Source organism: Streptomyces sp. NPDC006733 (genome assembly GCF_040636125.1).
Lineage (GTDB): Bacteria > Actinomycetota > Actinomycetes > Streptomycetales > Streptomycetaceae > Actinacidiphila.
This window is the reverse complement of sequence record NZ_JBEYJD010000035.1, coordinates 1-13,965: the sequence shown is the minus strand read 5'-3', so window position 1 is coordinate 13,965 and position 13,965 is coordinate 1. Positions and strand designations below refer to the sequence as shown.

Genomic DNA, 13,965 nt, shown 5'->3' with positions numbered 1-13,965 from the left:
TCGCCAACTCCCTTGCAACATGAGGATGTTCAGGTCATTGACAGGTACGCGCTTGCTCTCTAGCTTCATCACCGGCCCCACCGTTCACGGACATGAACTTCGACATTCGGACGTGAACGCCGGTGCGCGGCCGCATCCTTCGCCATCCCCCCATGGAGGACCGACATGGCAGCACGTACACCGTCCCGGCGGGTCGCCCCCGCCGTCCTCGCGCCGCTGGCGGCCGTCGCCCTGGCCGTGACCGCGCTGGTCACCGTCCCGGGCGCCGCGTCCGCGAAAGCCCCCGCGCCGCAGGCCGCGTCCGAGGCCGCGCCCGCGCCGGCCGCCTGGCCGACGCCGTCCAGCGACAAGCTGGTCACCAGCACGATCAAGGTGACCGGCACCCGCGACGGCGGCATGGTCCGCTACATCGGCAGCGGCGACCTGGGCACCGACGGCCAGAGCGAGAGCCAGGACCCCCTCTTCGAGCTGGCCAACGGCGCCACCCTGCAGAACGTCATCCTCGGCTCCCCGGCGGCCGACGGCATCCACTGCCTGGGCACCTGCACGCTCAAGAACGTCTGGTGGCAGGACGTCGGCGAGGACGCCGCGACCTTCAAGGGCACGTCCGCGTCGCAGACCATGACCATCGACGGAGGCGGGGCGCGCAAGGCCTCCGACAAGGTCTTCCAGCACAACGGCCCCGGCACGATGATCATCAAGAACTTCCAGGTGAACGACTTCGGGAAGCTCTACCGCTCGTGCGGCAACTGCAAGAAGCAGTACGAGCGGCACGTCGTCGTCCAGAACGTCACCGTCACCTCGCCCGGCAAGTCCATCGTGGGCATCAACTCCAACTACGGCGACACCGCGAAGCTCTCCGGCATCACCGTCGTGAACGACAGCAGCAGGAAGATCAGCCCCTGCGACCGGTACAAGGGCGTGACCAGCGGCGAGCCGTCCAAGATCGGCAGCGGTCCGGACGGCGTGCACTGCCTGTACTCCGCCTCCGACATCACCTACAAGTGAGAGGCCGCACGCCATGACACGGATCCCCTCACCCACCCGCCGCCGTGCCCTGCTCGCCGGCGCCGTCGCGGCCGGCGTCACCTCGGTCGCCCTCGTCGCCTCCCCGGCGGGCGCCGGCCCGGTCGTGACCGGCACCGGGCCGGCCGCGGTCGCGGCGGCGGCCTTCGAGAACGCACCCATCGGCTACGGCGCGGGAACGACCGGCGGCGCGGGCGGCGCCACCGTCACCGTCACCACGCTCGCCCAGCTGGTGACCGAGGCCAAGTCGACCGGCGCGAAGACCATCAAGGTCTCCGGCATGCTGCGGGGCACCGAGCAGATCTACGTGACCTCCGACAAGACCATCGTCGGGGTGGGCGCCGGCTCGGGCCTCACCGGGGCCGGGCTGTTCATCAAGAAGGCCCACAACGTCATCGTCCGCAACCTGCGGATCTCGCTCGCCAAGGCGCCCGTCGACCTCATCCAGATCCAGAAGTCCGACCACGTGTGGATCGACCACAACGAGCTGTTCAACGACCGCACGCACGACAAGGACTACTACGACGGCCTGCTGGACATCAACCACGGCTCCACGGACGTCACCGTCTCCTGGAACCACCTGCACGACCACTTCAAGGGCTCGCTCGTCGGCCACAGCGACAAGAACGCCGCCGAGGACGCGAGCATTCGCGTCACCTACGGGCACAACTGGTTCAGCAACGTGGACTCCCGGCTGCCGCGCATCCGGTTCGGTCATCTGCACGCCTACGACAACCTGTTCGAGAACGCCCCGACCAGCGGCATCCACTGCCTGATGAACGCCCAGTGCCTGATCCAGAACAACGTCTTCGTACAGGTGAACCTCCCGGTGTGGACCACCGAGGACAGTCCGGTCGACGGCTACGCCAACGCGAGCGGCAACGACTACGGCGGCGCGGCCCCCGTCATCACGCGCACCGGCACCTTCACCAGCCCGCCCTACGCGTTCACCCTCGACCCCACCGCGCAGGTGGCGGCCGAGGTCCGCGCGGGCGCGGGCACCGGCAAGGTCGGCTGATCACCGGACCTGACCGACGGTGATGCAGCCCTGGCCCGGCCCGTTGTGGGAGCGCTCCCGCAGCGGGCCGGAGCCGTGGTGGATCAGTTCTGTCGAAAGCATTGACGAACCTTTGGCGCGGCCCTAACTTTCATCGCGTCGTACTTCGTACGTCATATATGAGACGCGATACGTGAGATCTGAGAGCGCACATGACCTTTGCCCCCGCCCCGATCCCCTCCCGGACGCAGTACGTGCTGGAGGCGATCAAGCACGGCATCCTCACCGGGCAGTTGAGTCCGGGACAGCCCCTCGTCGAAGCCGATCTCGCGGCGCAGTTCGGGGTCTCCAAGACCCCGGTGCGCGAGGCGCTCAAGACGCTGGCGGGCACCGGACTGGTCGTGATGAGCCAGTACAAGGGCGTCACCGTGCGGGCCGTGGACGCGGCCATGGCGCGTGAGATCTACGACGTGCGGCTGCTGCTGGAGCCCGAGGCGCTGCGCCGCAGCATCCTGAGGAAGGAGTCCCTGGCGGCGGCGCAGGACGCGCTCGTGCGCGCCGAGGGGGCCGAGGACCGGGCCGACCGGAGCCTGGCCAACCGCGACTTCCACCGGGCGCTGTACCTGCCCTGCGGCAACCCGCTGCTGGCGCGGATGCTCGACGAGGTCCGCGACCAGGCGGCCCTGGTGTCGGCCGTCGCCTGGGCGGCCTCCCCCTCCTGGGAGCAGGAGGCCCGCGAGCACCAGGAGATCCTGCGGACGGCGCTGGCCGGCGACGCGGACGGCGCGGCCGGTCTGCTGCACGCCCACATCTCGGACTTCGTCCGCCGCGCGTACCCCGAGCACGAGGAGGCGGGCGCCTGATGGACCGCACCGATCCGATCCACGACACCGATCCGGTGCACCGCGCCGAACTGCGGGCCGCGCTCGCCGACGTCGTCGCGATACCCGTGACCCCGTTCGACGCCGACGGCGCCATCGACCGGGACGCCTACCGGCTGCTGCTGCGCCGGCTGCTGGACGGCGGCGTCCGGACGCTGACGCCCAACGGCAACACCGGCGAGTTCTACGCGCTGACCCCCCAGGAGCGGCTCACCGTCGTCGAGGACACCCTCGCCGAGACCGCGCAGCGCTCCGCCGTGGTCCTGGTCGGCGTCGGGCACGACGTGCCGACCGCGATCGCCGCCGCCCGGCACGCCCGCGAGCACGGCGCGCAGATGGTGATGGTGCACCAGCCGGTGCACCCCTACGTCTCGCACGACGGATGGGTGGACTACCACCGGGCCATCGCGGAGTCCGTCCCCGAACTCGGCGTGGTGCCCTACATCCGCAACCCGCTCATCGCCGGCGACCGCATGGCGCTCCTCGGCGACCTGTGCCCCAACGTGATCGGCGCCAAGTACGCGGTGCCGGACGCCGCCCGCTTCGCGGCCTTCGCGCGCGACGCGGGCCTGGACCGGTTCGTGTGGGTGGCGGGGCTCGCGGAGCTGTACGCGCCCTCCTACTGGCCGGCCGGCGCCACCGGCTTCACCTCGGGGCTGGTCAACGTCGCACCGTCCGTCTCGCTGGGCATGCTGGCGGCGCTGCGGGCGGGGGACTACCCCGAGGCGATGCGGATCTGGGAGCGGATCCGCCCCTTCGAGGACCTGCGCGCCGCACAGCAGTCCGCGAACAACGTGACGGTCGTCAAGGAGGCGCTCTCCGCGCTGGGCCTGTGCCGCCGCGAGGTGCGCCCGCCGAGCCGCCAGCTGCCCGACCCGCAGCGCGCCGAGGTCGCGGCCCTCATCAAGGGCTGGGAGCTATGAGGAAGTCACCCGAACAGCTGCGCAGCCACCGCTGGTACGGCACCGACGGACTGCGCTCGTTCAGCCACCGGGCCCGTACGCGGCAGCTCGGCTACCTGCCCGAGGAGCACCTCGGCAAGCCGGTGATCGCGATCCTCAACACCTGGTCCGACATCAACCCCTGCCACTCCCACCTGCGCGAGCGCGCCCAGGCGGTCAAGCGCGGGGTGTGGCAGGCGGGCGGCTTCCCGCTGGAGTTCCCGGTGTCCACGCTCTCGGAGACCTTCCAGAAGCCGACGCCGATGCTCTACCGCAACCTGCTCGCGATGGAGACCGAGGAACTGCTGCGCTCGTACCCGGTGGACGGCACCGTCCTGCTGGGCGGCTGCGACAAGTCCACCCCGGCGCTGCTGATGGGCGCGGCCAGCATGGACCTGCCGGCCGTCTTCGTGCCCGCCGGGCCCATGCTGCCGGGGCACTGGCGCAACGAGGTGCTGGGTTCCGGCACCGACATGTGGAAGTACTGGGACGACAAGCGGGCCGGGCTGATCGGCGACTGCGAGCTGGCCGAACTGGAGAGCGGGCTGGCGCGTTCCCCCGGCCACTGCATGACGATGGGCACCGCCTCGACGCTGACGGCCGCCGCCGAGGCGCTGGGGGCCACGATGCCCGGCGCCTCCTCGATCCCCGCGGTCGACTCCGGCCACGAGCGGATGGCGGCCGCCTCGGGGGCGCGCGTCGTCGAACTGGTCTGGCAGGACCTGCGGCTGTCGCGGATCCTGACCCATGACGCGTACCAGGACGCGGTCGCCACCGTCCTGGCCCTGGGCGGCTCCACCAACGCCGTGATCCACCTGATCGCGATGGCGGGCCGCTCGGGCGTCGAGCTGACGCTGGACGACTTCGACCGCATCGCGCGCACGGTGCCGGTGCTGGCCGACGTGCGTCCGGGCGGGCGGTACCTGATGGAGGACTTCCACTTCGCCGGCGGCCTGCCCGGGTTCCTCGCGCAGCTGACGGACCTGCTGCACCTGGACCGTCCGACGGTCGCGCACGCCTCGCTGCGCGAGCAGCTCGACGGCGGTCTGGTCCACAACAAGGACGTCATCCGCCCGCGCGGCAACCCGCTGGCCGCCGAGGGCGGACTGGCGGTCCTGCGCGGCAACCTCTGCCCGGACGGCGCCGTCATCAAGCACATCGCCGCCGAACCGCACCTGCTCAAGCACACCGGGCCGGCCGTGGTCTTCGACGACTACCGGGCGATGCAGGCCACCATCAACGACCCGGAGCTGGGCATCACGGCCGACAGCGTGCTGGTCCTGCGCGGGTCGGGGCCGCTGGGCGGTCCCGGGATGCCCGAGTACGGGATGCTGCCGATCCCCGACCATCTGCTGAAACAGGGGGTGCGCGACATGGTCCGGATCTCGGACGCGCGGATGAGCGGCACGAGTTACGGAGCCTGTGTCCTGCACATCGCGCCCGAGTCGCACGTCGGCGGCCCGCTCGCACTGGTCCGCACCGGTGACCTGATCACCCTCGACGTACCGGCCCGCAGCCTGCACCTGGCCGTGGACGACGCCGAGTTGGAACGCCGCCGCGCCGCCTGGCAGCCGCCCCCGCCGCGCTACGCGCGCGGCTACGGAGCCCTGTACCAGGAGCAGATCACCCAGGCCGACACCGGCTGCGACTTCCGCTTCCTGGCCAGGCCCGGCGAAGTGCCCGAGCCCTACGCGGGCTGAGCGCCCGCGCCCCTCCCCAGCCGCGGCTGCCCCCGACGCTCGCCGTCCGGGATGCCGCACACCCATTCAGCAAGCGCTTACCCCGTAGTGAAGGAGTCCCAGTCATGGCCATCGCCGTGGCGAAACCATCCCGGCGGCGCGACCGGCGCCTCCCGTATCTGCTGATAGCCCCGGCAGGCCTGCTGATGCTCGGGTTCATCGCGTACCCGATGGTCAGCGTCCTCTACTACAGCCTGCAGGACTACAACGTCACCAAGCCCTGGCGGAACGGCTTCGCCGGCTTCTCCAACTTCACCAGGATCTTCACCGACGACCCGCTGTTCTGGCAGAGCCTGGGCTTCAGCGCCCGGTGGGTCGTCGTCGAGGTGGGCCTGCAGCTCGTCCTCGGACTGGTGCTGGCGCTGCTGGTCAACCAGACCTTCATCGGCCGCGGTATCGCCCGCGCCCTGGTCTTCTCGCCCTGGGCGGTCTCCGGGGTCCTGACGACCACCATCTGGATGCTGCTGTACAACCCCTCCACCGGGTTCAGCCGCTACCTCGCCGACGCGGGCATCGGCACCTACGGCACCTCGGTGCTCTCCGACACCGGCACGGTGTTCTGGGCGGCGGTCCTGGCCGAACTCTGGCGCGGGGTCCCGTTCTTCGCGATCCTCATCCTCGCCGACCTGCAGTCCATCCCCAAGGAACTGTACGAGGCGGCCTCGGTCGACGGCGCGAACCGCTACCGGCAGCTGTTCCACATCACGCTGCCGCACCTGCGGGACGCGATCGTGCTCTCCACGCTGCTGCGCGGGGTGTGGGAGTTCAACAACGTCGACCTGCTCTACACCCTCACCGGCGGCGGACCGGCCGGGCAGACCACCACGCTGCCGCTGTACGTCGCCAACACCGGCATCGACGGGCACGACTTCGGCTACGCGTCGGCACTGACCACCGTCGCCTTCGTGATCCTCCTGTTCTGCTCGATCCTCTATCTGCGCCTGAGCAAGTTCGGAGGCGACCGCACATGACCGCCGCACTCGCGGAGAAGGACGTCCGCGCGGTCCCACCCGCCGGCACCACTCCGCCGCGTTCCACCCGGCGGCGCCGCCGCCCGGTGGACGACGGCACCCCGCGCTGGCAGATCTACCTGCCGCTCGGCCTGTACCTGCTGTTCACCCTGGTCCCGTTCTACTGGATGCTGCTGTTCGCGGTGCGCCCGGCGGGGTCGACGTCGCTGGTCCCCTGGCCGGCCACCACCGAGCACTTCGAGAAGGTCTGGAACGAGCGCTCGTTCGGCATGTACTTCCAGAACAGCATGCTGGTCGGCGTCGCCACCCTGATCACCACGACCGTGGTGGCGCTGTGCGGCGGCTACGCGCTGGCCCGCTTCAGGTTCCGCGGCAGGAACGCCTTCATGCTGGCGCTGCTGTGCTCGCAGTTCATCCCCGGCGCGCTGATGCTCGTCCCGCTCTTCGAGATCTTCCGCAACCTGCAGCTGATCAACTCGCTGTGGAGCGTGGTCATCGCGGAGACCGTGTTCCAGCTGCCGCTGTCCATCATCCTGATCAGCGGCTTCATCAAGAACGTGCCCATGGCGCTGGAGGAGGCGGCCTGGGTCGACGGCTGCTCGCGCCTCCAGGCGTTCCGCGCGATCGTGCTGCCGATGCTGCGGCCCGGGCTGATCGCTGTCGGCTCCTTCGCGTTCGTGCACAGCTGGAACCACTTCCTGTTCGCGCTGATGTTCCTCAGCTCGCAGGACAAGCAGACGATCCCGGTCGGCCTCAACACCCTGATCGGCGCCGACAGCGTCGACCTGGGGGCGCTGGCGGCCGGCGGGGTGGTGGCCGCGGTGCCGGTCGTGATCGTCTTCGCGTTCATCCAGAAGTGGCTGGTCACCGGTTTCAGCGCCGGGGCGGTCAAGGGGTGAGCGGCATGGGAGCGACACCCGTCGTCCTGGCCGGCGCGTACGGCCACGGGCACTGGCACCTGGAGAACCTGCGCCGGCTGACGGCCGCCGGCACCGTACGCCTGGCCGGGGTGTGCGACGTGCGGCCGCTGCGGGAGGAACTGCTCACCGGACTCGGCACCCCGGCGCAGGGGAGCGACCTGGGAGAGCTGATCGACCGCACGGGCGCCGCCGTGGCCGTCGTCTGCACTCCGATCCACACCCATGCCGACCTGGCGCTGACCGCCGCCGCCCATGGCGCGCACGTGCTGCTGGAGAAGCCGCCGGCCCCGTCGTTCGCGGAGTACGAACGGCTGGTCAGCGGCCTCGAAGCGCGGGGCCGCGCCTGCCAGATCGGCTTCCAGTCGCTCGGCTCGCAGGCCGTGACCGCGGTGCGCGAGCTGATCGCCGAGGACGCGATCGGCCGCGTGCGCGGCATCGGGGCGGCGGGCAACTGGGTGCGCGAGGAGGAGTACTTCACGCGCGCCGCCTGGTCGGGGCGCCGCACGCTGCGGGGCGTCGACGTGGTCGACGGTGTGCTCACCAACCCGCTCGCGCACGCCGTCGCCACCGCCCTGCGCCTGGACGGCAGCGACCGCGCCGAGGACGTGGCGGCGATCGAGACCGAACTCTTCCGCGCCAACGCGATCGAGTCCGACGACACCTCCTGCGTCCGGATCAGGACGGCGCGCGGCACCTCGGTCACCGTCGCGGCCACCCTGTGCGCCGAGACGGCGGCCGAACCGTACGTCGCCGTGCACGGCACGAAGGGCCGCATCACCCTGTGGTACAAGCAGGACCGGATGCTGCTGCAGCGGGCCTCGCACGGTCCCGAGGAGCGTGTCTTCGCGCGGACCGACCTGCTGGAGAACCTGCTGGCGCACCTCGCGCACGGCGCGGACCTGCTGGTCCCGCCGCGCTCCACCGGCGCGTTCATGAAGGTCGTCGAGGCGATCCGCACCGCCGCCGACCCGCTGCCGGTCCCCGGCAAGCTCTGGCGTGCCGTCGCGGGGGAGCGCTCCCAGCGGCGGGTGGTGCCGGGCGTCGACGGCATGGTCGAGTCCGCCGCGGAGACGCTCGCGCTGTTCTCCGAACTCGGCGCCCCCTGGGCGGTACGGCAACCGGTACGGGAGGCGAGCCGCTGATGACCGAACCCCTCGAACTGCGCTGCGGCGACCGGGTCGTCGGCCGCTACGTCCACCGGCCGGAGCTGCCCGGCGAGCTGTCACCGCGCCCCTACCTGCACCCGGTGCGCACCCTGGGCGGCGTGCCGGTCACCGAGCTGATGCCCGCGGACCACGCGCACCACCTGGGCGTGAGCGTCGCGGTCCCGGATGTGGAGGGCCACAACTTCTGGGGCGGCCGGACCTTCGTGCGCGGCCAGGGGCCCACCGCACGGGACAACCACGGGGTGCAGCGGCACGGCGGCTGGCTGCGGCGGACGGACGAGGGCTTCACCGAGAAGCTCTCCTGGACCGCGGGCGGGCGGGAACTGCTGCACGAGCGGCGCACCGTCGACGTCCGGCGGATCGACGACACCGCCTGGGCACTGGACCTCACCTCCGCGCTGACCAACACCACCGGCCGGCCGCTGAGCATCGGCAGCCCGGCCACCAACGGCCGGCCCGGCGCGGGATACGGCGGCTTCTTCTGGCGGGCGCCGAAGGACGCCCGCCCCCCGGAGGTCTTCAGCGCGGACGCGGACGGCGAGGACGCGGTGCACGGGCGCCCGGCCGACTGGCTCGCCCTGGCCGGCGACCGGTGGACGCTGGTGTTCGCCGGGCCGGACCCGTGGTTCGTGCGCACGGGCGAGTACCCCGGCGTCGGCTCCTCGCTCGCGGCACGGGAGCGGCTGGCGCTGCCGCCGGCTGCCACCGTCACCCGGCGGATCACGACCGGGATCGCCGACGGGCGGCTCGGGCGCGACGGGGCCGCGGCCCTGGCGCGGGCGATGGGCGGAGGGCCGGGCGCATGACGCGAGCGTGGACCGCCGACCTCGGTGACGGCACCTACCGCAACCCGGTGCTGAACGCCGACTGGCCGGACCCCGACGTGATCCGCGTCGGCGACGACTACTACCTGACCGCCTCCAGCTTCGGCCGCGCTCCGGGCCTGCCGGTCCTGCACTCGCGCGATCTGGTGAACTGGCGGATCGTCGGGCACGCGCTGGACCGGCTGGAGCCGGCCGCCGCGTTCGGCGTGCCGCGCCACGACGGCGGGGTGTGGGCGCCGGCGCTCCGCCACCACCACAACCGCTTCTGGATCTTCTGGGGCGACCCCGACACCGGCATCTTCCAGGTCAACGCCGAGGACGTGCGCGGACCGTGGACCCGTCCGCACCTGCTCAAGGCGGGCCGCGGCCTGATCGACCCCTGCCCGCTGTGGGACGCGGACGGCAGCGCCTACCTCGTCCACGCCTGGGCCCGGTCGCGGGCCGGGGTCAACAACCGCCTCACCGGCCACCGGATGAGCTCCGACGGCACCGAACTGCTCGACGCCGGGCGGGTGATCATCGACGCCGACACCCTCCCGGGCTGGTTCACCCTCGAAGGGCCCAAGGCCTACCGGCGCGACGGCTGGTTCTGGATCCTCGCCCCCGCGGGCGGGGTGGAGAGCGGCTGGCAGGGCGCGTTCCGCTCCCGCGACTTCTTCGGGCCGTACGAGGAGCGGGTCGTGCTGGAGCAGGGCGGCACCGCGGTCAACGGCCCGCACCAGGGCGCCTGGGTGGACACCCCGTCCGGCGAGGACTGGTTCCTGCACTTCCAGGCGCGGGGCGCGTACGGGCGGGTGGTGCACCTGCAGCCGATGCGCTGGGCGGCGGACGGCTGGCCGGTGTTGGGCGACGGCGGGCAGCCGGTCGCCGTCCACGCCAAGCCGAAGGGTGAGGAGCAGCCGGTGGAGGCGCCCGCCACCGACGACGACTTCCCCGGCGGCCGGTTCGGCCGGCAGTGGACGTGGACGGCGAACCCGCGCCCGGGCTGGACCACCGCGCACGGCGGCGACGGCCTGCACCTGGCCTGCTCGCGCACCACCGGCAGCCACGACCTGCGGACGGTGCCGGCCGTCCTGGTCCAGCGGCTGCCGGCGGAGTCCTGCACGGTCACCGTCGAACTGACCCTGCGGCCGGGGACCCCGGGCGCCAGGGCGGGGCTGGCCGTCCTCGGCGACGCCTACGCCTGGATCGGCCTGGAGCAAAGCGCGCACGGGATCCGGCTGGTGCACCGCTTCGCCGAGTCCGCGGCGACGGCCGAACGGGACGCGGCGCACCCCCGCCCGGCGCCCGACGGCCGGGCCCTGCTCCGCATCGAGATCACACCGGACGCGCGCTGCCGCTTCACCGCGGACACCGGCGGGGGGCCGCAGGCCTCCGGGCCGGTGTTCACCGCGCGGCCCTGGCGCTGGCTCGGCGCCCAGCTCGGCCTGTTCGCCACCGCGCCCCCGGGCCGGAGCCCGGCGGGGACGGCCGCGTTCGACGCCTTCCGCATCACCTCCTGAAGCGCACGGCCCGGCACGACCGCAGCACCCGCACGAACCGTCCGACCGAACCGTCGGCACGAACCGTCCGACGGGACATCCGACCACCACGTACGACCGACTCCCACGACCGAAAGAGCCGCCATGTCACAGCCGAAGAAGCCGCACCGCAGAACCCGTCTGATCGCCGCCACGGCGCTCACCGCCTCCCTCGCGCTCACCGCCACCGCCTGCGGTGACTCCGGCACCTCGGCCGGGGACGAGGGCAAGGGCCACGGGAAGATCGTCTTCTGGGACAACAACGGCGGGGTGCGCACCGCGGTCTGGAAGCAGATCATCGCCGCGTTCGAGAAGAAGAACCCCGACATCCAGGTCGAGTACGTCGGCATCCCGATCGCCGACGTGCAGAAGAAGTACGACACCGCCATCGCCGGCGGCGGCCTGCCCGACGTGGGCGGGGTCGGCACGGCGTACCTGGCCAACATGGTCGCCCAGAACGCGCTGGAGCCGCTCACCGACCGGATCAACGACAGCACCCTGAAGGGCAAGCTCGTCACCGGCATGGTCACCAGCGTGCTGGCCGCGGGCGGTGACGACAAGCAGCTCTACGAGGTGCCGACCTCGGCCAACCAGGGCACGCTGTGGTACCGCACGGACCTGTTCGCCGCCGCCGGTCTGCAGCCGCCCACCAGCTGGGCGGGCCTGTACGCGGCCGCCGACAAGTTGACGGACGTGAAGAACAACAAGTTCGGCTTCACGCTGCGCGGCGGCAAGGGCTCGATCGCCCAGGCGCTGGAGATGATGTACGCCCAGTCGGGGATCGACACCTTCTGGAACGGCGACAGGACCACCGTCAACGACCCCGCGAACGTCACCGCGCTGGAGAAGTACACGGGGCTGTACAAGAAGGCGACACCCGAGGCCGACCTCAACAACGACTTCGTGAAGATGGTCGCCGAGTTCGACCAGGGCAACATCGGGATGCTGCAGCACAACCTCGGTTCGTACAACGACCACGTCAAGGCGTTCGGCAAGGAGAAGATCGCCGGGATCCCGCTGCCGCCGGCCACCGACGGCGGAGTGCGGACGATCGTGTCCAACCCGGTCGACGGACTGGGGCTGTTCAAGTCCGGCTCCAACAAGGCCGCCGCGTGGAAGTTCATCGAGTTCGCCGCCTCGCCCGAGATGAACAGCCTGTGGAACAAGTCGGCCGGCGCGATCCCCGCCAACACCGCCACCGAGTGGGACCAGTGGATCACCGAGGCCAAGGCGACCAAGGCCGCGATGGACTCGCTCAACGACCCGAAGACCAAGATCGTGCAGTTCCCGTACTACCTGCCGGACTGGAACAGCATCACCAAGGCCGACTCCGAGCCGGACTTCCAGAAGCTGCTGCTCGGCAAGACCACGGCCAAGGAGTTCGCCGACAAGCTCGCGGGCAAGCTCAACGCCGCGCAGGCGGACTACAAGAAGCACAAGAGCTGATCCCCGTCGCGGGGCGCCGCCCCCCACCGGCGCCCCGCGACGGCCACGCCTCCACCGCGCCGCCCGCCACCGTGCGGCGCGGGTCCTCCCTCCACCCGTTCACTTCGCCTCAGCGGGAGCCGTCATGAGAAGAACCTGTCATGCCCATGTAATTGCTGCGCTGCTCGGCTGCACCGCCCTGGCGCCGGCCACGCCCGCCCAGGCCCACCCGTCGCCCGACCGGGCCGCCCACCACTCGCCCGCCCGCGCCGCACTGCCCGCGGGGGACGGCTGGGCTTCGTCCGGTGCCGGGACCACCGGCGGTCAGGCCGCCGACGCGGCCCACACCTTCACCGTCAGCACCCGCGAGCAGCTCGCCGCCGCCCTCAACGGCGGTGACGCCACCCCCAAGATCATTCAGGTCAAGGGCACCATCGACGGCAACACCGACGCCGCCGGAGCGCCCCTGAGCTGTGCGGACTACGCCACCGACGGCTACGCCCTGGACGCCTACCTCGCCGCGTACGACCCGGTCACCTGGGGTACCGCCACCGTGCCCAGCGGCCCCCAGGAGGACGCCCGCGCCGCCTCCGCCGCCCGGCAGGCCGCACGGGTCCAGCTCCTGGTCGGCTCCAACACCACCATCGTCGGCGTCGGCAAGCAGGCCAAGCTGCTCGCCCTCGACCTCCAGGTCAAGAACGCGGACAACGTCATCGTCCGCAACCTCACCTTCGAGGACGCCTTCGACTGCTTCCCGCAGTGGGACCCCACCGACGGCGCCACCGGCAACTGGAACTCCGAGTACGACAACCTGGTCGTCTACGGCGCCACCCACGTCTGGATCGACCACAACACCTTCACCGACGGCCGTCGCCCCGACGCCGCCCAGCCGTTCTACTTCGGGCGCATCTACCAGCAGCACGACGGCGAACTCGACATCGTCAAGGGCGCCGACCTGGTGACCGCGTCCTGGAACGCCTTCACCGACCATGACAAGACCCTGCTGTTCGGCAACAGCGACGGCGCCGGCGCCACCGACACGGGCAAGCTGCGAGTGACCCTGCACCACAACCTGTTCAGGAACATCACCGAGCGCGCGCCGCGGGTCCGCTTCGGCCAGGTCGACGCGTACAACAACCACTATGTCGTCTCCGCGGGCCAGGAGTACGTCTACAGCCTCGGGGTCGGCTTCAAGTCGCAGCTCGTCGCCGAGGCGAACGCGTTCACGCTGCCGAAGACGGTCGGCGCCGACCGGGTCATCGCGTACTGGAAGGGCACCGCGATGACGGAGGAGCACAACGTCGTCAACGGCAAGGAGACCGACCTCCTCGGCGCGTTCAACGCCGCCCACCCCGCCACGGTCATCGCCGGTGACGCGGGCTGGACCCCCGCGCTGCGCACCCGTGTCGACCGCCCCACCGCGGTCCCGCGCATCGTCGACTGCGGCGCGGGCGCCGGGCGGTTGTAGCGGCCGCCGCACCGCCGGGGGGGGGGGGGGGGGGGGCGCCCGCCCCCCCCCCCCCCCCCCCCCCCCCCGGGGGGCCCCCCCCCCCCC

12 protein-coding genes are annotated in these 13,965 nt (G+C 71.6%); all 12 read left to right on the top strand.

The annotated features are described in order from the left end of the window. Window positions 1–165 precede the first annotated feature (165 nt). The 12 genes from ABZ721_RS27955 (at window position 166) to ABZ721_RS27900 (ending at window position 13,878) form a co-directional block, all read left to right on the top strand. A complete protein-coding gene (locus ABZ721_RS27955; protein ID WP_358791493.1) occupies window positions 166–1,008 on the top strand; it encodes a pectate lyase in 843 nt (280 codons plus the stop codon). 13 nt (window positions 1,009–1,021) lie between these two features. Further along, entirely contained in the window at window positions 1,022–2,044 is a 1,023-nt protein-coding gene (locus tag ABZ721_RS27950) for a polysaccharide lyase family 1 protein (RefSeq protein WP_358791492.1), read from the top strand. A 191-nt stretch (window positions 2,045–2,235) separates the two neighbouring features. Continuing rightward, a complete protein-coding gene (locus ABZ721_RS27945) occupies window positions 2,236–2,886 on the top strand; it encodes a GntR family transcriptional regulator (RefSeq protein WP_358791491.1) in 651 nt (216 codons plus the stop codon). Next, window positions 2,886–3,827, top strand: coding sequence for a dihydrodipicolinate synthase family protein (locus tag ABZ721_RS27940; RefSeq protein ID WP_358791490.1), 942 nt, complete (start codon window positions 2,886–2,888; stop codon window positions 3,825–3,827). Before ABZ721_RS27945 ends, ABZ721_RS27940 begins: the two co-directional genes overlap by 1 nt. Continuing rightward, on the top strand, window positions 3,824–5,545 hold the full coding sequence (gene araD / locus ABZ721_RS27935; protein WP_358791489.1) for an L-arabinonate dehydratase: 1,722 nt from the start codon (window positions 3,824–3,826) through the stop codon (window positions 5,543–5,545). Before ABZ721_RS27940 ends, araD begins: the two co-directional genes overlap by 4 nt. A gap of 104 nt (window positions 5,546–5,649) precedes the next feature. Further along, on the top strand, window positions 5,650–6,555 hold the full coding sequence (locus ABZ721_RS27930) for a sugar ABC transporter permease (protein ID WP_358791488.1): 906 nt from the start codon (window positions 5,650–5,652) through the stop codon (window positions 6,553–6,555). After that, window positions 6,552–7,454, top strand: a complete 903-nt coding sequence (locus ABZ721_RS27925; RefSeq protein ID WP_358791487.1) for a carbohydrate ABC transporter permease — start codon at window positions 6,552–6,554, stop codon at window positions 7,452–7,454. Before ABZ721_RS27930 ends, ABZ721_RS27925 begins: the two co-directional genes overlap by 4 nt. Before the next feature lie 5 nt (window positions 7,455–7,459). Continuing rightward, window positions 7,460–8,617 (top strand): Gfo/Idh/MocA family oxidoreductase, encoded by a 1,158-nt coding sequence (locus ABZ721_RS27920; RefSeq protein WP_358791486.1) that lies wholly within the window; start codon window positions 7,460–7,462, stop codon window positions 8,615–8,617. Next, a complete protein-coding gene (locus ABZ721_RS27915) occupies window positions 8,617–9,447 on the top strand; it encodes a PmoA family protein (protein WP_358791485.1) in 831 nt (276 codons plus the stop codon). The genes ABZ721_RS27920 and ABZ721_RS27915 overlap by 1 nt, the downstream gene beginning before the upstream one ends. After that, the gene (locus ABZ721_RS27910) at window positions 9,444–10,967 is read left to right on the top strand and encodes a family 43 glycosylhydrolase (protein WP_358791484.1); all 1,524 of its coding nucleotides are present in this window, start codon (window positions 9,444–9,446) and stop codon (window positions 10,965–10,967) included. Before ABZ721_RS27915 ends, ABZ721_RS27910 begins: the two co-directional genes overlap by 4 nt. A 123-nt stretch (window positions 10,968–11,090) precedes the next feature. Continuing rightward, window positions 11,091–12,431: a sugar ABC transporter substrate-binding protein gene (locus tag ABZ721_RS27905; RefSeq protein WP_358791483.1), complete on the top strand. Its 1,341-nt coding sequence runs from the start codon at window positions 11,091–11,093 to the stop codon at window positions 12,429–12,431. Between the two features lie 124 nt (window positions 12,432–12,555). Further along, the gene (locus ABZ721_RS27900) at window positions 12,556–13,878 is read left to right on the top strand and encodes a pectate lyase (protein WP_358791482.1); all 1,323 of its coding nucleotides are present in this window, start codon (window positions 12,556–12,558) and stop codon (window positions 13,876–13,878) included. The last annotated feature ends 87 nt before the right edge of the window (window positions 13,879–13,965 follow it).

Coding starts and splice junctions, on each gene's coding strand:
- ABZ721_RS27955 (WP_358791493.1), top strand. CDS start 166: ATGGCAGCACGTACACCGTCCCGGCGGGTCGCCCCCGCCGTCCTCGCG.
- ABZ721_RS27950 (WP_358791492.1), top strand. CDS start 1,022: ATGACACGGATCCCCTCACCCACCCGCCGCCGTGCCCTGCTCGCCGGC.
- ABZ721_RS27945 (WP_358791491.1), top strand. CDS start 2,236: ATGACCTTTGCCCCCGCCCCGATCCCCTCCCGGACGCAGTACGTGCTG.
- ABZ721_RS27940 (WP_358791490.1), top strand. CDS start 2,886: ATGGACCGCACCGATCCGATCCACGACACCGATCCGGTGCACCGCGCC.
- araD (WP_358791489.1), top strand. CDS start 3,824: ATGAGGAAGTCACCCGAACAGCTGCGCAGCCACCGCTGGTACGGCACC.
- ABZ721_RS27930 (WP_358791488.1), top strand. CDS start 5,650: ATGGCCATCGCCGTGGCGAAACCATCCCGGCGGCGCGACCGGCGCCTC.
- ABZ721_RS27925 (WP_358791487.1), top strand. CDS start 6,552: ATGACCGCCGCACTCGCGGAGAAGGACGTCCGCGCGGTCCCACCCGCC.
- ABZ721_RS27920 (WP_358791486.1), top strand. CDS start 7,460: ATGGGAGCGACACCCGTCGTCCTGGCCGGCGCGTACGGCCACGGGCAC.
- ABZ721_RS27915 (WP_358791485.1), top strand. CDS start 8,617: ATGACCGAACCCCTCGAACTGCGCTGCGGCGACCGGGTCGTCGGCCGC.
- ABZ721_RS27910 (WP_358791484.1), top strand. CDS start 9,444: ATGACGCGAGCGTGGACCGCCGACCTCGGTGACGGCACCTACCGCAAC.
- ABZ721_RS27905 (WP_358791483.1), top strand. CDS start 11,091: ATGTCACAGCCGAAGAAGCCGCACCGCAGAACCCGTCTGATCGCCGCC.
- ABZ721_RS27900 (WP_358791482.1), top strand. CDS start 12,556: ATGAGAAGAACCTGTCATGCCCATGTAATTGCTGCGCTGCTCGGCTGC.